The organism is Bacillus sp. FSL K6-1366, assembly GCF_037976695.1.
In the GTDB taxonomy this organism is placed as follows: domain Bacteria; phylum Bacillota; class Bacilli; order Bacillales; family Bacillaceae; genus Bacillus; species Bacillus subtilis.
Window position 1 is genome coordinate 3804230 of record NZ_CP150268.1, and the last position, 26366, is coordinate 3830595.

Annotated in this window: 26 protein-coding genes, 2 riboswitches and 1 other annotated feature; all 26 genes read left to right on the forward strand. The window is 44.9% G+C overall.

Features of this window, described 5'->3' with window-relative positions; genetic code table 11:
- Window positions 1-50: 50 nt before the first annotated feature.
- The 26 genes from sigE to MHI44_RS19950 all read left to right on the forward strand — a co-directional run bounded on the left by sigE (window position 51) and on the right by MHI44_RS19950 (window position 26363).
- The gene (sigE, locus tag MHI44_RS19825) at window positions 51-770 is read left to right on the forward strand and encodes an RNA polymerase sporulation sigma factor SigE (protein ID WP_003221446.1); all 720 of its coding nucleotides are present in this window, start codon (window positions 51-53) and stop codon (window positions 768-770) included.
- 139 nt (window positions 771-909) lie between these two features.
- Window positions 910-1692: an RNA polymerase sporulation sigma factor SigG gene (gene sigG / locus MHI44_RS19830; protein WP_009967190.1), complete on the forward strand. Its 783-nt coding sequence runs from the start codon at window positions 910-912 to the stop codon at window positions 1690-1692.
- Window positions 1693-1839: 147 nt separating this feature from the next.
- Window positions 1840-2634 carry an ABC transporter ATP-binding protein gene (locus MHI44_RS19835; RefSeq protein WP_014479731.1) on the forward strand — a complete coding sequence of 265 codons (795 nt, stop codon included), beginning with the start codon at window positions 1840-1842 and terminating at the stop codon, window positions 2632-2634.
- A 12-nt stretch (window positions 2635-2646) separates the two neighbouring features.
- Window positions 2647-2748: riboswitch (TPP riboswitch) on the forward strand.
- A gap of 87 nt (window positions 2749-2835) precedes the next feature.
- On the forward strand, window positions 2836-4116 hold the full coding sequence (gene ylmB / locus MHI44_RS19840) for an N-formyl-4-amino-5-aminomethyl-2-methylpyrimidine deformylase (RefSeq protein WP_033883357.1): 1281 nt from the start codon (window positions 2836-2838) through the stop codon (window positions 4114-4116).
- A gap of 82 nt (window positions 4117-4198) precedes the next feature.
- Complete coding sequence (locus tag MHI44_RS19845) at window positions 4199-4444, forward strand: YlmC/YmxH family sporulation protein (RefSeq protein WP_015252132.1); 246 nt, start codon at window positions 4199-4201, stop codon at window positions 4442-4444.
- Window positions 4445-4606: 162 nt separating this feature from the next.
- Window positions 4607-5443: a peptidoglycan editing factor PgeF gene (pgeF, locus tag MHI44_RS19850; RefSeq protein ID WP_015252131.1), complete on the forward strand. Its 837-nt coding sequence runs from the start codon at window positions 4607-4609 to the stop codon at window positions 5441-5443.
- A 6-nt stretch (window positions 5444-5449) separates the two neighbouring features.
- Window positions 5450-6142, forward strand: a complete 693-nt coding sequence (locus MHI44_RS19855) for a YggS family pyridoxal phosphate-dependent enzyme (protein ID WP_003245324.1) — start codon at window positions 5450-5452, stop codon at window positions 6140-6142.
- Window positions 6139-6594 carry a cell division protein SepF gene (sepF, locus tag MHI44_RS19860; protein ID WP_003244791.1) on the forward strand — a complete coding sequence of 152 codons (456 nt, stop codon included), beginning with the start codon at window positions 6139-6141 and terminating at the stop codon, window positions 6592-6594. The genes MHI44_RS19855 and sepF overlap by 4 nt, the downstream gene beginning before the upstream one ends.
- Window positions 6595-6600: 6 nt before the next feature.
- Complete coding sequence (locus tag MHI44_RS19865) at window positions 6601-6873, forward strand: YggT family protein (RefSeq protein ID WP_003221463.1); 273 nt, start codon at window positions 6601-6603, stop codon at window positions 6871-6873.
- Between the two features lie 60 nt (window positions 6874-6933).
- Window positions 6934-7707: an RNA-binding protein gene (locus tag MHI44_RS19870; RefSeq protein WP_015252130.1), complete on the forward strand. Its 774-nt coding sequence runs from the start codon at window positions 6934-6936 to the stop codon at window positions 7705-7707.
- Between the two features lie 94 nt (window positions 7708-7801).
- A complete protein-coding gene (divIVA, locus tag MHI44_RS19875) occupies window positions 7802-8296 on the forward strand; it encodes a septum site-determining protein DivIVA (RefSeq protein WP_003221468.1) in 495 nt (164 codons plus the stop codon).
- A 62-nt stretch (window positions 8297-8358) separates the two neighbouring features.
- Window positions 8359-8585, forward strand: a binding site (T-box leader).
- A gap of 52 nt (window positions 8586-8637) precedes the next feature.
- Entirely contained in the window at window positions 8638-11403 is a 2766-nt protein-coding gene (gene ileS / locus MHI44_RS19880; RefSeq protein WP_015252129.1) for an isoleucine--tRNA ligase, read from the forward strand.
- Between the two features lie 144 nt (window positions 11404-11547).
- Window positions 11548-11922, forward strand: a complete 375-nt coding sequence (ylyA, locus tag MHI44_RS19885) for a sporulation-related RNA polymerase-binding protein YlyA (protein WP_014476755.1) — start codon at window positions 11548-11550, stop codon at window positions 11920-11922.
- Window positions 11923-12024: 102 nt separating this feature from the next.
- Window positions 12025-12489 carry a signal peptidase II gene (gene lspA, locus MHI44_RS19890; RefSeq protein ID WP_029317775.1) on the forward strand — a complete coding sequence of 155 codons (465 nt, stop codon included), beginning with the start codon at window positions 12025-12027 and terminating at the stop codon, window positions 12487-12489.
- A gap of 1 nt (window position 12490) precedes the next feature.
- Window positions 12491-13402 carry an RluA family pseudouridine synthase gene (locus tag MHI44_RS19895; protein WP_003245307.1) on the forward strand — a complete coding sequence of 304 codons (912 nt, stop codon included), beginning with the start codon at window positions 12491-12493 and terminating at the stop codon, window positions 13400-13402.
- 182 nt (window positions 13403-13584) lie between these two features.
- Complete coding sequence (gene pyrR, locus MHI44_RS19900) at window positions 13585-14130, forward strand: bifunctional pyrimidine operon transcriptional regulator/uracil phosphoribosyltransferase (protein WP_003232127.1); 546 nt, start codon at window positions 13585-13587, stop codon at window positions 14128-14130.
- A gap of 173 nt (window positions 14131-14303) precedes the next feature.
- Window positions 14304-15611, forward strand: coding sequence for a uracil permease PyrP (gene pyrP, locus MHI44_RS19905; protein ID WP_029317776.1), 1308 nt, complete (start codon window positions 14304-14306; stop codon window positions 15609-15611).
- 144 nt (window positions 15612-15755) lie between these two features.
- Complete coding sequence (locus tag MHI44_RS19910; protein WP_015252126.1) at window positions 15756-16670, forward strand: aspartate carbamoyltransferase catalytic subunit; 915 nt, start codon at window positions 15756-15758, stop codon at window positions 16668-16670.
- On the forward strand, window positions 16654-17940 hold the full coding sequence (locus MHI44_RS19915) for a dihydroorotase (protein ID WP_015252125.1): 1287 nt from the start codon (window positions 16654-16656) through the stop codon (window positions 17938-17940). Before MHI44_RS19910 ends, MHI44_RS19915 begins: the two co-directional genes overlap by 17 nt.
- Window positions 17937-19031 carry a carbamoyl phosphate synthase small subunit gene (locus MHI44_RS19920; RefSeq protein ID WP_003232115.1) on the forward strand — a complete coding sequence of 365 codons (1095 nt, stop codon included), beginning with the start codon at window positions 17937-17939 and terminating at the stop codon, window positions 19029-19031. Before MHI44_RS19915 ends, MHI44_RS19920 begins: the two co-directional genes overlap by 4 nt.
- Window positions 19016-22231, forward strand: coding sequence for a carbamoyl-phosphate synthase (glutamine-hydrolyzing) large subunit (carB, locus tag MHI44_RS19925; protein WP_015252124.1), 3216 nt, complete (start codon window positions 19016-19018; stop codon window positions 22229-22231). Before MHI44_RS19920 ends, carB begins: the two co-directional genes overlap by 16 nt.
- Window positions 22228-22998: a dihydroorotate oxidase B electron transfer subunit gene (pyrK, locus tag MHI44_RS19930; protein WP_014479746.1), complete on the forward strand. Its 771-nt coding sequence runs from the start codon at window positions 22228-22230 to the stop codon at window positions 22996-22998. The genes carB and pyrK overlap by 4 nt, the downstream gene beginning before the upstream one ends.
- Window positions 22998-23933, forward strand: a complete 936-nt coding sequence (locus tag MHI44_RS19935) for a dihydroorotate dehydrogenase (protein WP_015252123.1) — start codon at window positions 22998-23000, stop codon at window positions 23931-23933. Before pyrK ends, MHI44_RS19935 begins: the two co-directional genes overlap by 1 nt.
- A complete protein-coding gene (gene pyrF, locus MHI44_RS19940) occupies window positions 23902-24621 on the forward strand; it encodes an orotidine-5'-phosphate decarboxylase (RefSeq protein ID WP_003232107.1) in 720 nt (239 codons plus the stop codon). Before MHI44_RS19935 ends, pyrF begins: the two co-directional genes overlap by 32 nt.
- On the forward strand, window positions 24618-25250 hold the full coding sequence (gene pyrE / locus MHI44_RS19945; protein ID WP_015715860.1) for an orotate phosphoribosyltransferase: 633 nt from the start codon (window positions 24618-24620) through the stop codon (window positions 25248-25250). Before pyrF ends, pyrE begins: the two co-directional genes overlap by 4 nt.
- Before the next feature lie 144 nt (window positions 25251-25394).
- Window positions 25395-25500: riboswitch (SAM riboswitch) on the forward strand.
- A 161-nt stretch (window positions 25501-25661) separates the two neighbouring features.
- Window positions 25662-26363 (forward strand): phosphoadenylyl-sulfate reductase, encoded by a 702-nt coding sequence (locus MHI44_RS19950; RefSeq protein ID WP_042975738.1) that lies wholly within the window; start codon window positions 25662-25664, stop codon window positions 26361-26363.
- Window positions 26364-26366: the final 3 nt, after the last annotated feature.

Below are 26366 nucleotides of genomic sequence, written 5' to 3' on the forward strand. Positions count from 1 at the left end.
TCCGTTACTTATCATACTCAAACGGCGTGACATTTAGAAGGGAGAGGAAGATGAAAAAACTGAAATTACGGTTGACGCACCTCTGGTATAAGCTGCTGATGAAACTTGGGCTGAAAAGTGATGAAGTCTATTACATAGGCGGGAGTGAAGCCCTGCCGCCTCCATTATCTAAAGATGAGGAGCAGGTTTTGTTAATGAAGCTCCCAAACGGCGATCAGGCGGCGCGCGCCATTCTAATTGAACGCAATTTGCGTCTGGTCGTATATATCGCCCGTAAATTTGAAAATACGGGAATTAATATAGAGGATTTAATCAGCATCGGTACCATCGGTCTAATCAAAGCTGTGAATACATTCAATCCAGAAAAGAAAATCAAGCTTGCTACCTATGCCTCCCGGTGTATAGAAAATGAAATCCTGATGTATTTAAGAAGAAATAACAAAATCCGTTCAGAGGTTTCCTTTGATGAACCGCTTAATATTGATTGGGACGGCAATGAGCTTTTGCTTTCTGATGTGCTCGGCACTGACGATGACATCATCACTAAAGACATAGAAGCTAACGTCGATAAAAAGCTTTTGAAAAAAGCGCTTGAACAGCTTAATGAGAGAGAAAAGCAAATCATGGAGCTGCGGTTTGGGCTTGTCGGTGAAGAAGAAAAAACCCAAAAGGATGTAGCGGATATGATGGGGATTTCTCAGTCTTATATTTCGCGGCTTGAGAAAAGAATTATAAAAAGGTTGAGAAAAGAGTTCAACAAAATGGTGTAAAAAATTTTATGGTTAGAACCCCTTGATTTTACAGGGATTTCCTGATTTCGACAGTTTTTCGGTCTGAGTGCAGTGCATATTTTTCCCACCCAAGGAGATACTTAACGTTGTACAGCAGCTCCTGTAGGGAGGGAAAAAAGTGTCGAGAAATAAAGTCGAAATCTGCGGGGTGGATACCTCCAAATTACCAGTACTCAAGAATGAAGAGATGAGAAAGCTGTTTAGGCAGCTGCAGGATGAAGGCGATGATTCAGCAAGAGAAAAGCTTGTAAACGGGAACTTGCGTCTTGTCTTAAGTGTCATTCAACGATTTAATAACAGAGGGGAGTATGTTGATGACTTATTTCAAGTCGGCTGCATCGGACTAATGAAATCCATTGATAATTTTGACCTAAGCCACAATGTTAAGTTTTCAACATACGCTGTACCTATGATTATCGGAGAGATCCGCAGGTATTTACGCGATAATAACCCGATCCGTGTCTCAAGATCACTCCGGGACATCGCTTACAAGGCGCTTCAGGTAAGAGAGCGGTTAATCAGTGAGACAAGCAAGGAGCCGACTGCAGAAGACATCGCAAAAGTTCTTGAAGTACCGCATGAGGAAATTGTATTTGCGCTTGATGCCATCCAGGATCCGGTTTCTCTATTTGAACCGATCTATAACGACGGCGGAGACCCGATCTATGTGATGGACCAAATCAGTGATGAGCGTAACACAGATTCACAATGGATTGAAGAGCTGGCTTTAAAAGAGGGCATGAGAAGGCTGAATGATAGGGAAAAAATGATTTTGAGAAAGCGATTCTTCCAAGGGAAAACCCAAATGGAAGTCGCCGAGGAAATCGGAATTTCTCAGGCGCAGGTGTCCAGACTTGAAAAAGCGGCTATCAAACAAATGAATAAAAATATTCATCAATAATGAAAAGCCTTTAAAACGATGTTGTTTTAAAGGCTTTTCTATTGATTACGGATGGTTTACGTTTTGGAAAAAGTAAGGTATCCTAGTTCGTACAAAGTTTTATGAAAATTAAAACAATTATAAAAGGCAATAAAGAGGAGGACCACGATGATTTTGCAGCTTGACAATGTCTCACTAAAACGGAATGGGAAATGGATACTGAGAGATATTCATTGGAAGGTGGAAGAAAAGGAAAATTGGGTGCTTTACGGCCTAAATGGCGCCGGGAAGACAGCGCTGTTAAATATGCTTTGCTCATATTATTTTCCAACATCAGGCGAGATGCAGGTGCTTGGCCATGAATTTGGCAAAACAGAGCTTGGGGAAAAGCTCAGACGTAAAATTGGCCTCGTCTCAGCAGCTCTTCAGCAAAAATTGTATCCGGCAGATTCAGCCTTTGAAATTGCTTTGAGCGGAGCTTACGCTTCGATTGGGTTATATGAAACGCCAAGTAAGGAAACCAGGGAAAAAGCGATTGGTTTGTTAGAGGACTTGGGAGCAATTGAATATGCCGATCGCCGCTATGAAACCCTTTCTCAAGGGGAAAAACAAAGAGCGTTGATTGCTAGAGCACTAATGGCCGATCCGGAGTTGCTGATACTGGATGAACCAGTCACAGGGCTGGATTTTATTGCCCGGGAAAAGCTGTTAGATACGATTACATACATTGCAAACAAAGAAAATGCACCATCTATCCTTTATGTGACTCATCATGCTGAAGAAATTCTGCCTGTCTTTGATAAAGCCCTTTTATTAAAACAGGGAGAGGTCTTTGGATCCGGAGAAATAAAGGAAATGCTTACTGATCAAGTACTTTCCGCTTTTTTTGATACGCCAATCCATGTATTATGGAATCAGGATCGGCCGTTTTTAACAAGAGCTGAGCCGATAACGAATGCCTGACAAACATATATAGATTCATCCTAGGGGTGCTTTGCGAAGCTGAGAGAGACTTTGTCTCAACCCTTTTGACCTGATCTGGATCATGCCAGCGGAGGGAAGCGGTGAAAAGCGGAGTACATCGGACTTCGTTTGTTTTTATTAAGCCGTTTCATCACATTTGAAACGGCTTTTTTGATTTTAAAGAATAGGAGCGGATTTACATTGGATCAACAAATAGACTCTTTGCAAAAAAAAGTGGAAGAACAAAAGGAGGAGCTTATTCAGCTTGCTAAAACACTGATTTCTTATCAAACACCCGCTCCGCCTGCAAGAAATACAGAGGGCATTCAGTCATGGATTGCGGGATTTTTAAATGAATTGGGATTCTCGATCGACAAATGGGATGTGTACCCTGGAGATCCCAATGTTGTCGGCAAGCTAAAGGGAACAGATTCAGCAGATTATTATAGCCTGATTATCAATGGTCATGTAGATGTGGCAGAGGTAAAAGAGGATGAAGAATGGAAGCACGATCCGTTTCATCCCATTGAAAAAAACGGTCTCTTAATCGGGCGAGGCGCTTCCGATATGAAGGGCGGAATGGCTTGTGTGCTGTTTGCTGTCAAATTAATTCGTGAAGCCGGCATTGAGCTTCCAGGTGATCTGATTCTGCAATCGGTTATTGGGGAGGAAGTTGGAGAGGCCGGCACACTTGAATGCTGCAAGAGGGGCTACCACGCTGATTTTGCAATTGTCGCGGATACGAGCGATATGCATATTCAAGGCCAAGGGGGTGTCATTACAGGCTGGATCGAAATCAAAAGCAGTCAAACATTTCATGATGGAACGAGACGGAATATGATTCACGCAGGCGGAGGAACATTCGGAGCAAGCGCAATTGAAAAAATGGCAAAAATCATTGCGGGGCTCGGTGAACTTGAGCGCCACTGGTCTATTATGAAAAGTTATCCCGGTTTTAAACCAGGCACAAATACGATTAACCCGGCAGTTATAGAAGGCGGCAGACATGCGGCTTTTATAGCGGACGAATGCCGGCTGTGGATCACAGTCCATTTTTATCCGAATGAAACCCATGACCAAGTGGCAGCGGAAATAGAGGATTACGTCAATCGGCTGAGTGACAGTGATATTTGGCTTAGGGAAAACCGCCCTGTATTCAAGTGGGGAGGCTCATCTATGATTGAAGACAGAGGAGAAATTTTTCCGGCATTGGAAGTTGACCCTGGCCACCCAGGCGTCTTAGCGCTAACTGCCTCTCATCAGAAAGTGAAACGGGAGTGTCCAATTATTGACGTTTCTCAATCAGTTACAGATGGCGGATGGCTGTATGATGCCGGTATTCCATGCGTAATATACGGTCCTGGAGATCTGCACAATGCACACTCTGTGAACGAGAAGGTATCGATTGAGCAGCTAGTAGAGTATACAAAAATTATACTCGATTTTATCATCAGCTGGTGCAGCCGGAAAAAAGAACAATGACATGAAAATTTCTTCTTGCTGACAAGGTTCAGCCTGCCCGTTCATATACTTGAACAAAAGGACGGAAAAAGGACGTGATGGAATGATCAGCATTTCAGAATTTCAGGTAAAGGATGTTGTCAATGTCTCAAACGGAAAAAAGCTGGGGAGTATTGGTGATATTGATATCAATGTGACTACTGGAAAAATTCAGGCGATCATACTCGGAGGAAATGGGAAAGTTCTCGGATTTTTTGGAAAAGAAGAGGAATTGGTCATTCCATGGCGAAATATAGTAAAAATCGGGGAAGATGTAATCTTAGTCCGATTAAGTGAACCACATACATAAACCTGCTTGTCTGCCGCAGATTGGCAAATGCCGGAAGTCTCGATTCTTCCGGCACATTTCATTTAGAAATATGCAAATCGGCGCTCAACGAATGCAGTAAGATGTGGTAAAATAAGTGGGAAATTCCGCTTTTTTAAATGTTTGTCGAAAGGTTGGATCATCATGAATACATATCACCCATTCAGTCTTACCACACCCTCGACACTCATGATACAAGACTGGGCTCAAACGAATCAAAACAACAAAGAGGTCATTGCCGGATTTACGACAAAAAACGGCGGTGTCAGCCAAAAGCCTTTTGAATCGTTAAATACAGGATTGCACGTTCATGACAAAGATGCAGATGTAGTTAAAAATCGTGAATATATTGCCGATATGTTTAATACTGATTTGCAGTCTTGGGTATTCGCTGATCAGACACATGATAATCGCGTTCAGAAAGTGACGCAGAGGGATAGGGGAAAAGGCGCACGTGAGTATCACACGGCTCTAAAAGCAACGGACGGGCTCTATACAAATGAAAAAAATGTATTTTTAGCATTATGCTTTGCTGATTGTGTGCCTCTTTTCTTTTATGATCCGGTTAAGTCGCTTGTCGGAGTCGCCCATGCCGGGTGGAAAGGCACCGTCAAACAGATTGGCAGAGAAATGGTGAAGCAATGGACTGAGAAGGAAGGTTCAAATCCCTCAGATATTTACGCTGTTATTGGCCCGTCTATCAGCGGTGCATGCTATACGGTAGACGACCGCGTCATGGATGCTGTCCGCGCATTGCCGGTTTCAGCAGACCTTGTCGTTAATCAGACGGCAAAGGCACAATATCAGCTTGATCTGAAAGAGCTGAACCGTCTTATACTGATGGACAGCGGTTTGGCAAGTGAACAAATTTCTGTCAGCGGTTTATGCACGGAAAGCGAGCCGTCTCTTTTCTTTTCTCACCGCCGCGATCAGGGGAAAACTGGACGGATGATGTCCTTTATCGGAATGAAGGAGGCATAAAAGATCTTGCGTGTTGTTGATAATTTACGACATATAAACGAACGAATAAACGAAGCATGTAACAGATCGGGCCGCAGCTCCGATGAAGTTACGGTTATTGCAGTCACTAAATATGTATCACCTGAAAGAGCACAGGAGGCAGTAGATGCTGGCATCACCTGCCTCGGAGAGAATCGGGATGCGGAACTGCTCCGCAAACAGGAATTGATGAAAGGGAATCCGGAATGGCATTTTATCGGCAGTCTGCAATCAAGAAAAGCAAAATCTGTCGTCAATTCGGTTTCCTATATCCATTCCCTAGACCGGCTCTCATTAGCGAAAGAAATTGAAAAACGGGCTGAAGGTACTGTACGATGCTTTGTGCAGGTCAATACCTCTCTTGAGCCTTCTAAACACGGCATGAAAAAAGAAGAAGTCATTCCATTCATACAGGAGCTTTCCGGTTTCGAACATATCCTTGTTGCCGGGCTGATGACAATGGCTCCGCTGACTGATGATCAAGATCAGATCAGAAGCTGTTTCAGGTCGCTGAGAGAACTCCGTGACCAGGTTCAGAAGCTGAACCAGCCGAACGCTCCGTGTACTGAACTGTCGATGGGCATGTCAAATGATTTTGAAATTGCAATTGAAGAAGGAGCTACTTATATTAGAATCGGCTCATCGTTAGTCGGAAATGAAACAGGGGGTGTACAGCAATGAGTATGAAAAATAAACTGAAAAACTTTTTCTCAATGGAAGATGAAGAATACGAATATGAATATATTGAGACAGAGCGGGAATCTCATGAGGAGCATGAGCAAAAAGAAAAGCCGGCTTACAACGGGAATAAACCTGCGGGCAAACAGAATGTAGTGAGCTTGCAAAGTGTTCAGAAATCCTCTAAAGTGGTGTTGAGTGAGCCGCGCGTTTATGCGGAGGCGCAGGAAATAGCCGACCATTTGAAGAACCGGCGGGCAGTTGTCGTCAATCTTCAGCGGATACAGCATGACCAGGCGAAGCGGATTGTTGACTTTTTAAGCGGAACCGTTTATGCCATCGGCGGCGATATTCAAAGAATCGGCTCAGATATTTTCCTCTGCACGCCTGACAACGTAGATGTATCAGGCACAATTTCTGAGCTCATATCTGAAGACGAACATCAGAGGTGGTAAAGCGAGATGATCCTTTATCAAGTTTTTTCGGTTTTAAGCTTATTAATCACAATATACTCATTTGCCCTGATCATATATATTTTTATGTCATGGGTGCCGAGTACGAGGGAAACAGCAGTCGGGCGTTTTTTGGCTTCGATTTGTGAACCATATCTCGAACCATTCAGAAAAATCATCCCTCCGATTGCAATGCTGGATATTTCACCAATCGTAGCAATACTTGTGCTTCGGTTTGCGACAACCGGCTTGTGGGGGCTTTATCGCATGATTGCGTTTTAATGTGACAGTTTGATAGGGGCTTGGCAGCAGCCAAGCCTCTTTACATAGAAGGGAAAGACGATGAGCGATATATATCAGCACTTCAGAAAAGACGAGCGGGCCTTTATTGATCAGGCGCTCGAATGGAAAAGAATTGTCCAGGAGCAGTACCGGATGAAGCTGACCGACTTTTTAGATCCCCGAGAGCAGGTCATCCTCTCTGCTGTTACGGGACAGGCTGACGTCGGGCTTGCTTTTTCCGGCGGCTATAACAGAGCGGAGCGGAAACGGGCGATTCTGTATCCAGAGTACATTACTCCGGAAGAATCGGATTTTGAATTGCAGGCGTTTAACGTCCGTTATGCTGACAAGTTTGTCTCAGTAGATCATCGTTCTCTGCTTGGTGCATTAATGGGCATAGGATTAAAGCGGCAAAAATTCGGTGACATCGTGTTTTCTGAGACAGCAGTGCAATTGATTGTCTCAGCCGATACCGCTGATTTTGTGGCTGCACAGCTGACCCAAGCAGGCAAAGCGGCGGTCAGCCTAGAGAAAATCGACTTGTCAGACCTTAACATTCCAGCAGTTGATGTCGAAATAAGAGATGACACGGTTTCTTCTTTAAGGCTTGACGCCGTCTGCGCCTCTATGAGCAGGCAATCCCGCCAGAAATCACAGACGCTTGTGAAAAACGGCCTTGTGAAAGTGAACTGGAAGGTGGTTGAAGATCCTTCATACATAGTCGCGGAAGGGGACATGCTGTCAATCAGAGGTTTTGGCCGGTGCAGCTTAACAAAAATCGAAGGGAAAACCAAAAAAGACAAATGGAGAGTTACGTTTGAACGACAAAAATAGTCGGTTTTTCAGTTTTTTTCTCCATCTGTGCGAAATTTGTTTTATAATGTGAACTAGATAACCGTACTGAAATGTAAAAAATGGAGGTGGCATCATGCCATTAACGCCAAATGATATTCACAACAAGACGTTTACAAAAAGTTTTCGCGGATATGATGAAGATGAAGTAAATGAATTCCTAGCCCAAGTCAGAAAAGATTACGAAATTGTTCTCCGCAAGAAAACTGAGCTTGAAGCGAAAGTCAATGAGCTAGATGAAAGAATCGGACACTTTGCCAATATTGAGGAAACATTGAATAAATCAATTTTAGTTGCTCAAGAAGCGGCTGAAGACGTAAAACGCAATTCTCAAAAAGAGGCAAAGCTGATTGTTCGGGAAGCGGAGAAAAACGCTGATCGCATTATCAACGAATCGTTATCAAAATCAAGAAAAATTGCAATGGAAATTGAAGAGCTGAAAAAACAGTCTAAAGTGTTCAGAACACGTTTCCAAATGCTGATTGAAGCTCAGCTTGATCTTCTGAAAAATGACGATTGGGATCATCTCCTTGAGTATGAAGTCGACGCTGTATTTGAGGAAAAGGAATAAATTCTCTGATTATCTTGACATTTTCTTAGCTTGTCGAATATAATACGTTCATAAATTCAGATGAAAAAACGGTTGAAAGGGACAGTCATGTTTCCTTCAGGCCTTCATAGCGACCCGGAGATGGTGAGAGTCCGGGATGGCCGGAATCATGTAGATCAGCCCTTTAGTTTCCTTGCTGAACTCACAGTAGGTTAGGACGTTCATCACGTTACGATGCTCAAGAGGAAAAAGTGTATGTTTGCTTTTTCTAAAAGGGTGGTACCGCGAGATAAGCTTTCTCGTCCCTTATGGGATGAGAGGGCTTTTTTTATTTTCTGAAAAAATGCAGTGGAGGAATGAAAATGGATTTTAAAGACACGCTCTTAATGCCGAAAACAGATTTCCCGATGCGTGGAAATTTGCCAAACCGTGAGCCTGACATTCAAAAAAAATGGGAGGAAGAAGATATCTACCGTCTTGTTCAGGAACGGACGAAAGACCGCCCGAAATTTGTTTTACATGACGGACCTCCGTATGCAAACGGCGACATCCATATGGGCCATGCACTTAACAAGATTTTGAAAGACTTCATTGTCCGCTATAAATCAATGAGCGGCTACAACGCACCGTATGTGCCGGGCTGGGATACACACGGATTGCCAATTGAAACAGCTCTGACAAAAAACAAAAAGGTCAACCGCAAAGAAATGTCAGTAGCGGAATTCCGCAAACTATGCGAAGAGTACGCTTGGAAGCAAATCGAGGGACAGCGTGAGCAATTCAAACGTCTTGGTGTCCGCGGTGACTGGGAAAACCCATATGTGACATTAAAACCGGAATACGAAGCGCAGCAAATCCGCGTATTTGGTGAAATGGCAAAACGAGGCTACATTTACAAAGGCCTTAAACCGGTTAACTGGTCACCTTCAAGTGAGTCTGCTCTGGCTGAAGCCGAGATCGAATATCAAGACAAACGTTCAGCATCTATTTACGTCGCTTTTGGTGTAAAAGACGGAAAAGGCGTTCTTGAAAACGGCGAGCGCATCATTATTTGGACAACAACGCCTTGGACAATTCCGGCGAACCTCGGAATTTCAGTGCACCCTGATCTTGAGTACAGCGTGATTGCAGTAGGTGAAGACCGCTTTGTCGTAGCAAGTGCCTTAGTCGAAAATGTTGCATCGGCATGCGGATTTGATCAGTATGAAGTGACAAGAACGGTCAAAGGGAAAGATCTTGAGAACATTATCGCTGAACACCCGCTATATGGCAGAGACTCTCTCGTTATGCTTGGTGAACACGTAACAACTGATGCCGGAACAGGCTGTGTTCATACAGCGCCAGGACATGGGGAAGATGACTTTATCATCGGCCAAAAATACGGTTTAGATGTGCTTTGCCCGGTCGATGAAAAAGGTGTAATGACAAGCGAAGCTCCTGGCTTTGAAGGCATGTTCTATGATGATGCAAACAAAGCGATCACACAGCAGCTTGAAGAAAAAGGCGCACTTGTGAAGCTTGAATTCATTACTCACTCTTATCCGCATGATTGGAGAACAAAAAAACCAACCATTTTCAGAGCGACAGCGCAATGGTTTGCGTCTATTAAAGATTTCAGATCAGACCTGCTGGATGCCATTAAAGAAACCAAATGGGTGCCTGAATGGGGCGAGCAGCGTTTGCACAACATGGTTCGGGACCGCGGAGACTGGTGTATTTCCAGACAGCGTGCGTGGGGTGTGCCGATTCCGGTATTTTACGCTGAAAACGGAGAACCGATTATTACAGATGAAACCATTGAACATGTTTCTGAATTGTTCAGACAGCACGGATCAAACATTTGGTTTGAAAAAGAAGCAAAGGATCTTCTTCCGGAAGGCTTTACGCATCCTGGCAGCCCGAACGGCACATTTACAAAAGAACAGGATATCATGGATGTTTGGTTTGATTCAGGCTCTTCACATCAAGCAGTGCTTGAAGAACGTGATGACCTCGTTCGCCCGGCTGATTTATACCTAGAGGGATCTGACCAATATCGCGGCTGGTTTAACTCTTCTCTTTCTACAGCAGTAGCGGTAACAGGGAAAGCGCCGTATAAAGGAGTGCTCAGCCATGGGTTCGCACTGGATGGAGAAGGACGCAAGATGAGTAAATCAATCGGTAACGTTGTTGTTCCGGCTAAAGTCATGAAACAGCTTGGTGCCGACATCTTAAGATTATGGGTATCTTCAGTGGATTATCAGGCGGACGTTCGTGTGTCTGACGCCATTCTAAAGCAGGTTGCGGAAGTATATCGTAAAATCCGCAACACGTTCCGTTTCCTTCACGGCAACCTTTTCGATTTTGATCCAAAAACAAATGCGGTGGCTGTCGAAGATCTTCGTGAAGTGGATCAGTATATGCTGATTAAGCTGAACAAGCTGATTGATAAAGTGAAAAAAGCGTATGATGAGTACGAATTTGCGGTTGTGTATCACAGCATTCATAATTTCTGCACAATCGAATTGAGCTCATTCTACCTTGATTTTGCAAAAGATATTGTCTACATCGAGCATGCGGATCATCCGGATAGACGCAGCATGCAGACAGTATTCTACGAAACGCTTCTTGCATTAGTGAAGCTTTCAGCGCCTATCCTTCCACATACGGCAGACGAATTGTGGTCTCATTTAACATTTGTTGAAGAGCAGAGCGTTCAGCTGACCGATATGCCGGAAACAATCGCGGTTCCAAACAGTGAAGCGACTGAAGAAAAATTTGACCGCTTTATGGCTCTTCGTGATGACGTGTTAAAAGCATTAGAAACTGCGAGAAATGAAAAAATTATCGGTAAATCTTTGGAAGCAAACCTGAAGTTGTATCCAAACAAAGAAAACAAGGAGCTCTTGGCTTCCATAAAAGAAAACCTTTCTCAGCTGTTTATTGTGTCTGAACTGACAATCAGCGAAGAAAATGAAGCGCCGAACGATGCGCAAAGCTTTGCGACGGGTAAAATCGCTGTCGAGAAAGCGGAAGGCGAAATGTGTGAGAGATCTCGTGTGATTTCAAAAGATGTAGGGGCAAATCCGAAATATCCTACACTTTCATTACGCAACGCTGAAATCGTTGAAAAATACTATCAAAAATAATGCAAAAGAGCCCGGCGTAAAAGCCGGGCTTTTTTTGTGCCAAGAGTGACATCCTTTAGAACGAAAGGAAAAATCTTATGGGCTTTAGATCATCATTCATAGGCAACAATAAAGGTACTACGTTAAGAGCAGGAGTTGTGAAGAATGAATGATCAACTGACCGCAATTTATACGGAACTTCTTCTGATGAAAGAAGAATTACAGTCGAGATTATTTGAGTATTCTTGCTTTCAGGTTTCTACAAGCCCGCAAGCAGCAATCAATCATAAACAAAAAGCAACTCTGATCTATCATATTAAAGAAGAGCTTCAAGACGTTCTCCTTGCATTGTCCAAAATCGAAAACGGCACATTCGGATACTGTGAAGAAACCGGGGCTCCCATTCCTCTTTCAAAGCTGGCAGTGCTGCCGACGGCCCGAACAGCAAACGATTTTCTTTATTCTGTCCAATTTGAGAAAAAAACGCTTCCGATATGGAAATCAACGGATATCGAATATGGTCAGGCACTGTATGAATAACAGTGTCTGGCCGGTTATTATGCCTGATATTTCTTTACTCCAGTGCTTTTTATTGATAAAATGCATAATGGATTAAAGTAACCGTAAACTGGAGGAACGTTTGTGCTGTATTATATGATTGCACTACTTATTATTGCAGCCGATCAATTGACAAAATGGCTAGTTGTTAAGAACATGGAACTTGGCCAAAGCATTCCGATCATTGATCAGGTATTCTATATCACCTCCCATCGCAATACGGGTGCTGCATGGGGGATATTAGCGGGTCAGATGTGGTTTTTCTACCTCATAACAACCGCTGTTATTATTGGTATTGTTTATTACATACAGCGTTATACAAAGGGACAAAGGCTTCTTGGCGTTGCCCTCGGACTTATGCTTGGCGGTGCCATCGGCAACTTTATCGATCGGGCTGTCAGACAGGAAGTTGTGGATTTTATCCATGTTATTATTGTCAATTACAATTATCCGATATTTAACATCGCGGACTCTTCACTATGTGTCGGCGTAATGCTTTTATTTATACAAATGCTGTTGGACAGCAGGAAAAAGAAAAAGGAGCAATAGCATGAATCAAATTGATATAACCGCTTCAGAAGAACAAAAAAGTGAGCGGATTGATAAATTTTTGGCATCGACTGAGAATGATTGGTCAAGAACCCAGGTTCAGCAATGGGTAAAAGACGGACAGGTTGTCGTGAACGGAAGCGCGGTGAAAGCGAATTATAAAATTCAGCCGGGTGATCAGGTGACCGTCACTGTACCCGAACCGGAAGCGCTCGACGTCCTGGCAGAGCCTATGGATCTGGATATTTATTATGAGGACCAGGATGTGCTGGTTGTCAATAAACCTCGCGGAATGGTTGTTCACCCAGCACCCGGGCATCTTACGGGCACACTTGTAAACGGCCTTATGGCTCATTGCACAGACCTTTCCGGAATAAATGGCGTGATGCGTCCGGGTATTGTTCACAGAATCGATAAGGACACGTCCGGTTTATTAATGGTGGCGAAAAATGATATGGCGCACGAGTCACTTGTAAACCAATTGGTCAACAAAACGGTCACGCGGAAATATACGGCAGTTGTCCACGGGCTTATTTCTCACGATGATGGCACAATTGACGCGCCGATCGGACGAGATAAGAAAGACCGTCAAAGCATGACTGTGACACGTGATGGCAAAAACGCTGTCACTCATTTTCATGTACTAGAGCGTTTTCAGGATTTTACGTTAGTGGAATGCCAGCTTGAAACAGGGAGAACCCATCAAATTCGTGTTCATATGAAATATATCGGATTCCCATTAGCAGGCGATCCGAAATACGGCCCAAGAAAAACAATTGACTTTAATGGCCAAGCGCTTCACGCGGGAGTTTTAGGTTTTGACCATCCACGAACAGGAGAATATGTCGAATTTGAAGCGCCGCTTCCTGAGGATATGGCAGAATTAATCGAAAACCTCAGAAAAAACGGTTGACAGAGGGTTTCTTTTCTGAAATAATAAACGAAGCTGAATAGATTCTTTAAAACAGTCCAGAGAGGCTGAGAAGGATAACGGATTGACGGGATGCGTGTATAGGCGCGCACCTTGTCCTAAAACCCCTCTATGCTCTGGCAGGAGGGGTTTTTTCTTCTATATGAACTGTGAGGTGTCACACATTGAATCAAAAAGCTGTCATTCTCGACGAACAGGCAATCAGACGGGCGCTGACCAGGATTGCTCACGAAATGATCGAACGCAATAAAGGAATGAATAACTGCATCCTTGTCGGCATTAAGACAAGAGGGATTTACCTGGCAAAACGCCTTGCGGAACGCATTGAACAGATTGAGGGAAATCCTGTTACAGTCGGTGAAATTGATATTACTCTTTACAGAGACGATCTTTCTAAAAAAACGAGCAACGATGAACCGCTTGTAAAAGGTGCAGATATTCCGGTAGATATCACAGATCAAAAAGTCATTCTCGTTGATGATGTTCTGTATACCGGAAGAACAGTCAGAGCAGGAATGGATGCGCTTGTTGATGTAGGCAGACCTTCCTCCATTCAGCTTGCAGTGCTTGTGGACAGAGGACACCGGGAGCTGCCGATCCGAGCGGATTATATCGGGAAAAACATCCCGACATCAAAGTCAGAAAAGGTTATGGTTCAGCTTGATGAGGTAGACCAAAACGATCTCGTCGCCATTTATGAAAACGAATAATAGATCACCTTTTTAAGGGCAATCCAGAGAGGTTGCAAAGAGGTGCACAACAAAGGCCCAAAAAGTATTCGGCAGGTCTTTGTATGCCTCTTTGCGTAAAAATGCAAAGAGGTTTTTTTATACAGTCATTGAGTCATCCTAAAATGAAAGTCAACAATCAGGGGGAAATCATCATGAGTAAGAAAAAAGTAAATTTAGGGGTCAGGGATGTCCCGACACCTTTCTCTTGGGTTTCATTCAGCCTTCAGCATTTGTTTGCCATGTTTGGCTCAACCATTTTGGTTCCGAAGCTCGTCGGAATGAGTCCTGCTGTGGCGTTGGTGACAAGCGGCATCGGAACACTGGCGTACCTTCTTATTACGAAAGGGCAAATTCCGGCGTATCTCGGTTCGTCCTTCGCCTTTATTTCTCCGATCATTCTGGTAAAAGCGACCGGCGGGCCGGGAGCGGCAATGGTTGGGGCGTTTCTTGCAGGGCTGGTGTACGGGCTGATTGCCTTATTGATTAGGCAGCTTGGAACAGGATGGCTGATGAAGATTCTCCCGCCTGTAGTCGTAGGGCCTGTTATTATCGTCATCGGGCTGGGACTGGCAAGCACTGCGGTAAACATGGCGATGTATGCTGATCCAAACGCGAGTGAGTTGGTCTACAGCTTAAAGCACTTTAGTGTCGCAGGAGTTACGCTGGCAATCACGATTATTTGTGCGATTTTCTTACGAGGATTTTTAAGCCTGATTCCGGTTCTGATCGGAATCATCGGCGGATACTTGTTCGCCCTTACTCAAGGGATTGTCAACTTCCAGCCGGTGCTTGACGCGAAATGGTTTGCAGTGCCTGAATTTATCATTCCGTTCAAAGATTATTCACCGTCAGTTACACTCGGCATCGCAGCCGCAATGGTTCCTGTCGCATTTGTCACAATGTCAGAGCATATCGGCCACCAAATGGTGCTGAGCAAGGTTGTCGGACAAGACTTCATTAAAAAGCCGGGACTGCATCGCTCCATTATGGGTGACAGCGTGGCGACAATTCTTGCTTCTCTGATCGGCGGCCCTCCGACAACGACTTACGGAGAAAACATTGGCGTGCTGGCCATCACAAGAGTATTCAGCGTCTTTGTCATCGGAGGAGCGGCAGTGATTGCCTGTTGCTTCGGCTTTATCGGCAAAATTTCAGCGCTGATCAGTTCAGTGCCGTCAGCGGTCATGGGAGGCGTCTCCTTCCTGCTGTTCGGAATCATTGCTTCAAGCGGCCTGAGAATGCTGATTGACAACAAAATTGATTATGAAAACAACAGAAACCTCATTATTACATCAGTTATCCTTGTCATCGGGGTAGGAGGCGCTTTTATCCAAGTGTCTCAAGGCGGATTCCAAGTGTCAGGAATGGCGCTTGCCGCAATTGTCGGTGTCATCTTAAACCTGATTCTTCCGCATGCGAAGGAAGAGCAGACAGACACATCTGAACAACATCATATCTAAAACCTTTTAATGAAAGTCCAGAGAGGCTTGGAAGGGTTATGAAGAGAAGGAAGCTTCAATGCTGCCCTCTATTTAACCATACCCCGAGTCTATCTTAGACCGGGGTTTTTTTCAGCCTTAAGTTGAAAAGAGAGGGGAAAGAACATGAAGCATTTAACGACGATGAGTGAACTCAGCACTGAGGAAATCAAAGATTTGCTTCAAACAGCACAAGATCTCAAAAGCGGAAAAACAGACAATCAGCTTACAGGAAAGTTTGCCGCAAACCTGTTTTTCGAACCGAGCACGAGAACGCGGTTCAGCTTTGAGGTCGCAGAAAAAAAGCTGGGCATGAATGTGCTCAACCTTGATGGAACAAGCACAAGCGTGCAAAAAGGCGAAACCTTATATGACACGATCCGGACGCTCGAATCAATCGGTGTGGACGTCTGCGTCATCAGGCACAGTGAGGATGAGTATTATGAAGAGCTTGTCAGCCAGGTGAACATTCCGATTCTGAATGCGGGAGACGGATGCGGCCAGCATCCGACACAATCACTGCTTGATTTAATGACGATTTATGAAGAGTTCAATACGTTCAAAGGGCTTACCGTCTCCATTCACGGTGACATCAAGCATAGCAGAGTGGCAAGGTCAAATGCGGAAGTGTTGACAAGATTGGGTGCCCGGGTCCTATTTTCCGGCCCTTCGGCATGGCAGGATGAAGAAAATACATTCGGCACGTATGTCTCAATGGATGAAGCAGTTGAGTCTTCCGATGTCGTCATGCTGCTGCGCATTCAAAATGAACGACATCAGTCCGCTGTCAGCCAGGAAGGCTATTTAAACAAATACGGCTTGACCGTAGAACGGGCTGAGCGTATGAAGCAGCATGCGATCATCATGCATCCTGCTCCGGTAAACAGAGGAGTGGAGATTGATGACAGCTTAGTAGAAAGCAAAAAATCAAGAATCTTCAAGCAAATGCAAAATGGCGTATTTATCAGAATGGCAGTGATACAGCGTGCCTTACAAACCAATGTGAAAAGAGGAGAAGCAGCATATGTCATATCTCATTAAAAACGGCTGGATACTAAACGAAAATGGTGAAAAAACAGAAGCGGATATCCGAGTGACTGGAGAAACCATCACCGCAATCGGCAAGCTTGATGCAACGGATAATGAAACGGTAATTGATGCGAAAGGTTTGCTCGTTTCACCTGGGTTTGTTGATCTCCACGTGCATTTCAGAGAGCCGGGCGGAGAGAAAAAAGAAACTATTGAAACCGGGGCCAAAGCGGCGGCACGCGGCGGCTATACTACAGTAGCAGCAATGCCGAATACGCGGCCGGTTCCTGATACAAAGGAGCAGATGGAATGGGTGCAAAACAGAATTAAAGAAACATCATGCGTCAGAGTTCTTCCATATGCATCCATTACGATCAGACAAATCGGCGATGAAATGACAAACTTTGAAGCATTAAAAGAAGCCGGGGCATTTGCTTTTACAGATGACGGTGTTGGTATACAGACAGCAGGTATGATGTATGAAGCGATGAAACGGGCAGCTGCAATTGACAAAGCGATTGTTGCACATTGCGAGGACAACTCCTTAATTTACGGAGGAAGCGTACATGAGGGGACATTCTCCAAAGCGAACGGGCTAAGCGGCATTCCTTCTGTGTGTGAATCGGTTCATATTGCCCGCGATGTGCTGCTGGCTGAGGCGGCAAACTGCCATTATCATGTATGCCATATCAGCACGAAAGAATCTGTCAGAGTTGTACGCGATGCGAAAAAAGCGGGAATCAGAGTGACAGCAGAAGTGTCGCCGCATCATTTGCTGCTTTGTGATGAGGACATCCCGGGGCTGGACACAAACTATAAAATGAATCCGCCGCTCCGCAGTGCAGAAGACAGAGCTGCTTTAATTGAAGGTCTTTTAGACGGAACAATTGATTTTATCGCAACAGACCATGCACCGCATACGGAAGAAGAGAAAAACACAGAAATGAAACTGGCGCCATTCGGAATTGTCGGCTTAGAAACAGCATTCCCGCTTCTTTACACACACTTTGTCAAAAATGGCAGCTGGTCGCTGAAGCAGTTGATTGACTACATGACAATCAAGCCATGCGAAGCGTTCGGTCTCCCATATGGAACATTACAAACGGGGCAAGCTGCGGACATTACGTTAATCGATTTAGAAAAAGAAGCAGTTATAGACAAAGAGACATTTTTATCAAAAGGAAAAAATACACCATTCAACGGCATCAGCTGCACCGGCTGGCCGGTCGCTACAATTGCGGCAGGGAAGCTTGCTTATGAAGAGGGGAGACTTGTCAAATGAAGAGACGATTAGTACTGGAAAACGGAGCGGTATTCGAGGGAGAAGCCTTCGGAAGCTTAGAACACAACATGGGAGAAGTCGTTTTTAATACTGGGATGACAGGCTATCAGGAAATTTTATCTGACCCTTCTTACTGCGGGCAGATCGTAACATTAACATACCCGCTTATCGGAAATTACGGCATTAACCGTGATGATTTTGAATCCATTACCCCTTTTGTAAAAGGGCTGATCATCAAAGAATTATGTGAGCTGCCTTCCAACTGGCGTTCAGCATACACCTTAGACGAGTATTTAAAAATGAAAAACATTCCCGGACTCCAGGGGATTGATACAAGGAAGCTGACAAGAATGATCCGCACGGCAGGCGCGCTAAAAGGAACATTCGCTTCATCTGATGAAGATATCGAAGCAGTGCTGAAAAGACTGAACGAAACGGAATTGCCAAGAAATCAAGTATCCCAAGTATCAGCAAAAACAGCATATCCGAGCCCGGGAAGAGGCAAACGCATTGTCTTGGTTGACTTCGGCATGAAACACGGGATTCTAAGAGAGCTGAACAAACGGAAATGTGACGTCATCGTTGTGCCTTACAACATTACAGCGGAAGAGGTGCTTCAGCTGAAACCGGACGGTATCATGCTTTCTAACGGACCTGGAGACCCGAAGGATGTGCCTGAAGCGATTGAAATGATTAAAGGTGTTCTTGGAAAAGTGCCATTATTCGGAATATGTCTTGGCCACCAATTATTCGCGCTGGCGTGCGGGGCGAATACTGAAAAAATGAAATTCGGCCACAGGGGCTCAAACCACCCGGTAAAAGAGCTGGCTACAGGAAAAGTTGCCTTAACATCTCAAAACCATGGATATACAGTTTCGTCTATCAGTAAAACAGAACTGGAAGTGACGCATATCGCAATTAACGACGATACGATTGAAGGGCTGAAGCATAAAACATTGCCGGCATTTACGGTTCAATATCATCCCGAAGCCTCACCTGGTCCTGAGGATGCCAATCATCTATTTGACAGATTCATCGAAATGATCGAAACAACAGAGAAAGAAGGGGAAGCGGTATGCCAAAACGCGTAGACATTAACAAAATTTTAGTAATCGGATCTGGACCGATCATCATCGGCCAAGCAGCAGAATTTGACTATGCGGGAACACAAGCCTGTCTTGCTTTGAAAGAAGAAGGCTATGAAGTCATCCTTGTCAACTCAAACCCTGCAACGATCATGACAGATACAGAAATGGCTGACCGGGTTTACATCGAACCGCTCACACCTGAATTCCTGACACGAATCATCAGAAAAGAGCGCCCGGATGCCATTCTTCCTACACTCGGAGGCCAAACTGGTTTGAATCTTGCGGTTGAGCTTTCTGAAAGAGGCGTTTTGGCAGAATGCGGCGTCGAAGTGCTTGGCACGAAACTGTCTGCGATTCAGCAAGCTGAAGACCGTGACTTGTTCAGAACATTAATGAATGAACTGAATGAACCGGTGCCTGAAAGTGAGATTATCCACTCCCTTGAAGAAGCAGAAAAATTCGTCAGTCAAATTGGATTCCCTGTCATTGTCCGCCCGGCATATACATTAGGCGGAACAGGCGGAGGTATCTGCTCGAATGAAACAGAGCTAAAAGAAATCGTTGAGAACGGCTTGAAATTAAGCCCGGTACACCAATGTCTGCTTGAAAAAAGCATCGCCGGCTATAAAGAAATCGAGTATGAAGTCATGAGAGACAGCCAGGATCACGCCATTGTCGTTTGTAACATGGAAAACATTGATCCGGTTGGAATCCATACTGGAGACAGTATTGTTGTCGCGCCGAGCCAAACGCTCAGCGATCGCGAATATCAGCTCTTGCGGAATGTATCGTTAAAACTGATTCGCGCGCTTGGAATCGAAGGCGGATGTAACGTGCAACTCGCTTTAGACCCAGACAGCTTCCAATATTACATTATTGAAGTAAATCCGCGTGTCAGCCGTTCATCTGCCCTTGCATCAAAAGCAACGGGATACCCGATTGCGAAGCTCGCTGCTAAAATTGCAGTCGGACTTTCATTAGATGAAATGATGAACCCGGTGACAGGAAAAACATATGCAGCATTTGAACCTGCTCTTGACTATGTCGTATCCAAAATTCCGCGCTGGCCGTTTGATAAGTTTGAATCAGCAAACAGAAAGCTTGGCACGCAAATGAAAGCGACAGGTGAGGTCATGGCAATCGGCCGCACGCTTGAAGAGTCATTGCTGAAGGCAGTGCGATCACTGGAAGCGGATGTGTATCATCTTGAATTGAAGGACGCCGCTGACATTTCAGATGAGCTTCTTGAAAAGCGAATTAAAAAGGCCGGTGATGAACGCTTATTCTACTTAGCTGAAGCGTACAGAAGAGGCTACACGGTAGAAGACCTCCATGAATTTTCCGCTATCGATGTCTTCTTCTTGCATAAGCTGTTCGGAATCGTACAGTTTGAAAAAGAATTGAAGGCCAATGCGGGCGATACAGATGTGCTGAGACGGGCAAAAGAACTCGGCTTCTCTGATCAGTACATTAGCCGCGAGTGGAAAATGAAAGAATCCGAGCTTTACAGCTTGAGAAAACAAGCGGGGATTGCTCCGGTATTCAAAATGGTAGATACATGTGCGGCGGAATTCGAGTCAGAAACGCCATACTTCTATAGCACATACGAAGAAGAAAATGAATCTGTCGTTACAGATAAGAAAAGTGTGATGGTGCTTGGTTCGGGTCCGATTCGAATCGGTCAGGGTGTCGAGTTCGACTATGCGACGGTTCACTCTGTATGGGCAATTAAACAAGCAGGCTATGAAGCCATTATTGTCAATAACAACCCGGAAACCGTTTCAACAGACTTCAGCATCTCAGACAAGCTGTATTTTGAACCGCTTACGATTGAAGATGTCATGCACATCATTGACCTCGAACAGCCAATGGGCGTTGTCGTACAGTTCGGCGGACAAACTGCGATTAACCTTGCTGACGAGCTTTCTGCACGCGGAGTGAAAATCCTTGGAACTTCATTAGAAGATTTAGACCGTGCGGAAGACCGGGATAAATTTGAACAAGCGCTTGGAGAACTTGGTGTTCCTCAGCCGCTTGGCAAAACAGCGACATCAGTTGATCAGGCGGTAAGCATCGCAAGTGATATCGGTTATCCGGTACTGGTGCGTCCTTCCTATGTACTTGGCGGCCGGGCGATGGAGATTGTGTACCATGAAGAGGAGCTGCTTCATTACATGAAAAATGCAGTCAAAATCAATCCGCAGCACCCTGTATTAATTGATAGATACTTGACTGGAAAAGAAATTGAAGTCGATGCAGTATCCGACGGTGAAACAGTCGTCATTCCGGGAATTATGGAGCACATTGAACGTGCGGGCGTTCACTCCGGAGACTCAATCGCTGTTTATCCGCCTCAGTCTCTCACAGAGGACATTAAGAAAAAAATTGAACAATACACGATCGCTTTGGCTAAAGGGCTGAATATTGTCGGTTTGCTCAATATTCAATTCGTCTTGTCGCAAGGTGAGGTGTACGTGCTAGAAGTGAATCCGAGATCAAGCAGAACCGTACCGTTTTTAAGCAAAATTACGGGTATCCCAATGGCGAATCTCGCAACAAAAATCATTCTTGGTCAAAAGCTGGCTGCGTTTGGCTATACAGAGGGCCTTCAGCCTGAACAGCAAGGTGTATTTGTAAAAGCGCCGGTCTTCTCCTTTGCCAAGCTGAGAAGAGTGGACATTACGTTAGGGCCTGAAATGAAATCAACAGGTGAAGTCATGGGGAAAGATTCGACACTTGAAAAGGCGCTCTACAAAGCCTTGATTGCTTCAGGTATTCAAATCCCGAACTACGGTTCCGTGCTTTTAACAGTAGCTGATAAGGACAAAGAAGAAGGGCTTGCCATTGCTAAGCGGTTCCACGCGATCGGCTACAACATTTTAGCGACGGAAGGAACGGCAGGCTACCTGAAAGAAGCTTCCATTCCAGCGAAGGTCGTCGGAAAAATCGGTCAGGATGGCCCGAACTTGCTTGACGTCATCAGAAACGGAGAAGCGCAGTTTGTCATCAATACGCTGACAAAAGGAAAGCAGCCGGCAAGAGACGGATTTAGAATCAGACGTGAATCAGTAGAAAATGGTGTTGCCTGCCTAACATCTTTAGATACGGCAGAGGCGATATTGCGAGTGCTGGAAAGCATGACATTCCGTGCTGATCAAATGCCGGCAGTCAACACAAATCAGGAGGCGGCAGTCACTATATGAAAAAAGCGTATTTGACAGTATGTTCTAACCAGCAAATTGCAGACCGGGTGTTTCAAATGGTTCTGAAAGGGGAGCTTGTCCAAGGGTTTACAACCCCTGGACAGTTCCTTCATCTTAAAGTGAGCGAAGCGGTTACGCCTCTTTTGAGAAGGCCGATCAGCATCGCAGACGTCAACTTTGAAAAAAATGAAGTCACCATCATTTATCGGGTAGATGGTGAAGGGACAAGACTCTTGTCACTGAAGCAGCAGGGAGAACTTGTGGATGTCCTCGGGCCTTTGGGAAATGGCTTTCCTGTTAATGAAGTTCAACCCGGAAAGACGGCTTTGCTGGTAGGAGGCGGAGTAGGTGTGCCGCCTCTCCAAGAGCTGTCGAAACGCTTGATTGAAAAAGGGGTAAATGTCATCCACGTTTTAGGATTCCAATCGGCAAAGGATGTATTTTACGAGGAAGAATGCAGGCAGTACGGAGACACGTATGTGGCAACAGCTGACGGAAGCTACGGGGAAACCGGATTTGTCACAGATGTGATTAAACGGAAAAATCTAGAGTTTGATATCCTCCTCAGCTGCGGGCCGACACCGATGCTCAAGGCGTTAAAACAGGAATATGCCCATAAAGAAGTATATCTGTCCATGGAGGAACGAATGGGCTGCGGAATCGGCGCATGCTTCGCGTGTGTGTGCCATACAAACGAAAGTGAGACATCCTATGTAAAAGTATGTCTCGACGGGCCTGTATTTAAAGCTCAGGAGGTGGCGCTGTAATGCTAGAGGTGAAATTGCCGGGACTTGATTTGAAAAACCCAATCATTCCTGCATCAGGTTGCTTCGGTTTTGGAAAAGAATTTTCACGTTTTTATGATTTGTCTTGTCTTGGAGCCATCATGATTAAGGCTACGACAAAGGAGCCACGCTTTGGGAATCCGACGCCGCGGGTAGCTGAGACTGGTGCTGGAATGCTCAATGCGATCGGTCTCCAAAATCCGGGGCTGGATAGTGTGTTGCATCATGAGCTGCCGTGGCTTGAGCAGTTTGATACACCGATCATTGCCAATGTCGCAGGTTCTCAAGTCGATGATTATGTTGAAGTCGCAGAGCATATCAGCAAAGCGCCTAATGTCCATGCACTTGAATTGAATATTTCCTGCCCGAATGTGAAAACAGGCGGAATCGCTTTTGGCACGAATCCTGAAATGGCTGCCGATTTGACAAAAGCGGTGAAAGAGGTTTCGGATGTACCCGTTTATGTGAAGCTTTCCCCGAACGTGGCTAATATCACAGAAATTGCCTTAGCGATCGAGGAAGCGGGAGCGGACGGTCTTACGATGATCAACACACTAATCGGCATGAGACTCGATTTAAAAACCGGCAAACCGATATTAGCGAATAAAACAGGGGGACTTTCGGGCCCTGCTGTGAAGCCGGTTGCCATTCGCATGGTGTATGAAGTCAGCCAGGCGGTCAACATCCCGATTATCGGAATGGGAGGCGTGCAAACGGCTGAAGATGCCCTGGAATTTCTTCTCGCGGGAGCAAGCGCAGTCGCTGTCGGAACAGCAAACTTTGTGAATCCTTTTGCATGTCCAGAGATTATTGAACAGCTCCCATCTGTTTTGCTCCAATACGGCTATCAATCAATTGAAGAATGCATCGGAAGGAGCTGGAATCATGAAAAACAACCTGCCCATCATCGCGCTTGATTTTGCGTCAGCTGAAGAAACACTTGCGTTCTTAGCGCCTTTTCAGCAAGAACCGTTATTTGTAAAGGTTGGGATGGAGCTTTTTTATCAAGAAGGGCCATCGATCGTGAAACAATTAAAAGAAAGAAACTGCGAGCTGTTTTTAGATCTAAAGCTTCATGACATCCCGACTACTGTAAACAAAGCGATGAAGCGCCTTGCCAGTCTCGGAGTAGATCTCGTCAATGTTCATGCTGCTGGGGGCAAAAAAATGATGCAGGCAGCTCTCGAAGGCTTAGAAGAAGGTACGCCGGCTGGAAAAAAACGTCCGTCACTTATCGCGGTAACCCAGCTGACAAGCACATCTGAACAAATCATGAAAGATGAACTGCTGATCGAAAAGTCTCTGATTGATACGGTTGTGCACTACAGCAAACAGGCGGAAGAAAGCGGACTGGATGGAGTGGTCTGCTCTGTTCATGAAGCAAAAGCCATTTACCAAGCGGTGTCGCCTTCATTTCTGACTGTCACTCCGGGGATCAGAATGTCTGAGGACGCTGCGAATGACCAAGTCCGCGTAGCGACGCCTGCTATTGCAAGAGAGAAAGGTTCATCAGCGATTGTAGTAGGACGCTCGATTACAAAAGCGGAAGACCCGGTAAAAGCCTATAAGGCTGTCAGACTTGAATGGGAGGGAATCAAATCTTGAAACAAATCATCGCAAAACATCTATTAGACATCCAAGCTGTATTTTTACGCCCGAACGAGCCGTTCACATGGGCAAGCGGCATTTTATCTCCAATCTACTGTGACAACCGCCTTACGCTATCTTTCCCAGAGGTCAGAAACGATGTTGCTTCAGGTATCAGCAAGCTTGTCAAAGAGCATTTTCCTGAAGCTGAAATGATTGCGGGAACAGCAACCGCCGGTATTCCTCATGCTGCTTTAGCGGCTGACCGTTTGAATCTTCCGATGTGTTATGTGAGGAGCAAGCCGAAGGCGCACGGAAAAGGCAATCAGATTGAGGGAGCTGTGCAAGAGGGGCAAAAAACAGTCGTCATTGAAGACTTAATTTCCACAGGAGGCAGTGTGCTTGAAGCTTGTGCAGCTTTACAAGCGGCCGGCTGTGAAGTGCTTGGTGTCGTCTCAATCTTTACGTACGGACTTCCTAAAGCGGAGGAAGCCTTCGCAAAGGCAGAACTGCCATACTACTCATTAACTGATTATGATACGCTCACAGAGGTCGCGCTTGAAAACGGAAATATTCATTCAGATGATCTAAAAAAGCTGCAAACATGGAAACGAAATCCCGAGTCAAAAGATTGGTTTAAAAAATAAAAAATAAATTCAAATGATATAAAGAGGCTTCAAAGCCTTGATGTACTTGAAAACAGGCTGTGAGGCCTGTTTTTTTATTAATCCTATAAAAAAAGTCGGGTTGACTTATGTTAGAATTGTGCTAAAATTTACTACAAATCTAAAAACTTATCAAGAGCGGCTGAGGGACTGGACCTATGAAGCCCGGCAACCTGCAAAGTTTGTAAGGTGCTACTTCCAGCAAAATGAATTCCATTTTGAAAGATAAGGGCTGCATGCTGTTCCTGTCTTTCTTTCCGCCGGATTGAAAGTTTTTTATTTTAAGAGGTAAAAAGGCTATCTGTATATCAGCAGCCGCGAATCACATTACATGGGAAAAGACAACCGGCAGAAAGCTACTGTTTGTTTGTCTCCGAAAGGAGGAAAGAAGAAATGTTAACGTATGATAATTGGGAAGAACCAACGATTACATTTCCGGAAGACGATCCTTATAAAGGAGCGCTGTCAGTTTTAAAATGGGCATACGGCCATTACGGCGATCAGCTTGTTTATGCCTGCAGTTTCGGAATTGAGGGAATCGTTCTGATTGACTTAATTTATAAAGTGAAAAAAGACGCAGAGATTGTGTTTCTTGATACAGGACTTCATTTTAAAGAAACCTATGAAACAATTGAACGAGTGAAAGAGCGTTATCCGGGTCTTAATATCATCCTGAAAAAACCAGATCTCACCCTTGAGGAACAAGCCGAAGAACATGGTGACAAACTGTGGGAAAGAGAGCCGAATCAGTGCTGCTATCTTAGAAAGGTTGTTCCTTTAAGAGAGACGCTTTCAGGACATCCAGCCTGGCTTTCCGGCCTGCGCCGTGATCAAGGGCCAAGCCGTGCCAATACGAATTTCTTAAACAAAGATGAAAAATTCAAGTCAGTAAAAGTTTGCCCGCTTATCCATTGGACTTGGAAAGACATTTGGAGATACACATCCCGGAATGAACTGGACTACAATCCGCTTCATGACCAAGGATATCCAAGTATTGGATGTGCGCCTTGCACTGCTCCCGCTTTTACAGCAGAGGATTTGCGCTCAGGCAGATGGAATGGTATGGCGAAAACAGAATGCGGACTGCATGAATAAGGA

Bases quoted from the DNA above. Each gene is read 5' to 3' on its own strand.
- sigE (WP_003221446.1), top strand. From the start codon at position 51: ATGAAAAAACTGAAATTACGGTTGACGCACCTCTGGTATAAGCTGCTG.
- MHI44_RS19835 (WP_014479731.1), top strand. From the start codon at position 1,840: ATGATTTTGCAGCTTGACAATGTCTCACTAAAACGGAATGGGAAATGG.
- MHI44_RS19845 (WP_015252132.1), top strand. From the start codon at position 4,199: ATGATCAGCATTTCAGAATTTCAGGTAAAGGATGTTGTCAATGTCTCA.
- pgeF (WP_015252131.1), top strand. From the start codon at position 4,607: ATGAATACATATCACCCATTCAGTCTTACCACACCCTCGACACTCATG.
- sepF (WP_003244791.1), top strand. From the start codon at position 6,139: ATGAGTATGAAAAATAAACTGAAAAACTTTTTCTCAATGGAAGATGAA.
- MHI44_RS19865 (WP_003221463.1), top strand. From the start codon at position 6,601: ATGATCCTTTATCAAGTTTTTTCGGTTTTAAGCTTATTAATCACAATA.
- MHI44_RS19870 (WP_015252130.1), top strand. From the start codon at position 6,934: ATGAGCGATATATATCAGCACTTCAGAAAAGACGAGCGGGCCTTTATT.
- divIVA (WP_003221468.1), top strand. From the start codon at position 7,802: ATGCCATTAACGCCAAATGATATTCACAACAAGACGTTTACAAAAAGT.
- ileS (WP_015252129.1), top strand. From the start codon at position 8,638: ATGGATTTTAAAGACACGCTCTTAATGCCGAAAACAGATTTCCCGATG.
- ylyA (WP_014476755.1), top strand. From the start codon at position 11,548: ATGAATGATCAACTGACCGCAATTTATACGGAACTTCTTCTGATGAAA.
- MHI44_RS19895 (WP_003245307.1), top strand. From the start codon at position 12,491: ATGAATCAAATTGATATAACCGCTTCAGAAGAACAAAAAAGTGAGCGG.
- pyrP (WP_029317776.1), top strand. From the start codon at position 14,304: ATGAGTAAGAAAAAAGTAAATTTAGGGGTCAGGGATGTCCCGACACCT.
- MHI44_RS19910 (WP_015252126.1), top strand. From the start codon at position 15,756: ATGAAGCATTTAACGACGATGAGTGAACTCAGCACTGAGGAAATCAAA.
- MHI44_RS19915 (WP_015252125.1), top strand. From the start codon at position 16,654: ATGTCATATCTCATTAAAAACGGCTGGATACTAAACGAAAATGGTGAA.
- MHI44_RS19920 (WP_003232115.1), top strand. From the start codon at position 17,937: ATGAAGAGACGATTAGTACTGGAAAACGGAGCGGTATTCGAGGGAGAA.
- carB (WP_015252124.1), top strand. From the start codon at position 19,016: ATGCCAAAACGCGTAGACATTAACAAAATTTTAGTAATCGGATCTGGA.
- pyrK (WP_014479746.1), top strand. From the start codon at position 22,228: ATGAAAAAAGCGTATTTGACAGTATGTTCTAACCAGCAAATTGCAGAC.
- MHI44_RS19935 (WP_015252123.1), top strand. From the start codon at position 22,998: ATGCTAGAGGTGAAATTGCCGGGACTTGATTTGAAAAACCCAATCATT.
- pyrF (WP_003232107.1), top strand. From the start codon at position 23,902: ATGAAAAACAACCTGCCCATCATCGCGCTTGATTTTGCGTCAGCTGAA.
- MHI44_RS19950 (WP_042975738.1), top strand. From the start codon at position 25,662: ATGTTAACGTATGATAATTGGGAAGAACCAACGATTACATTTCCGGAA.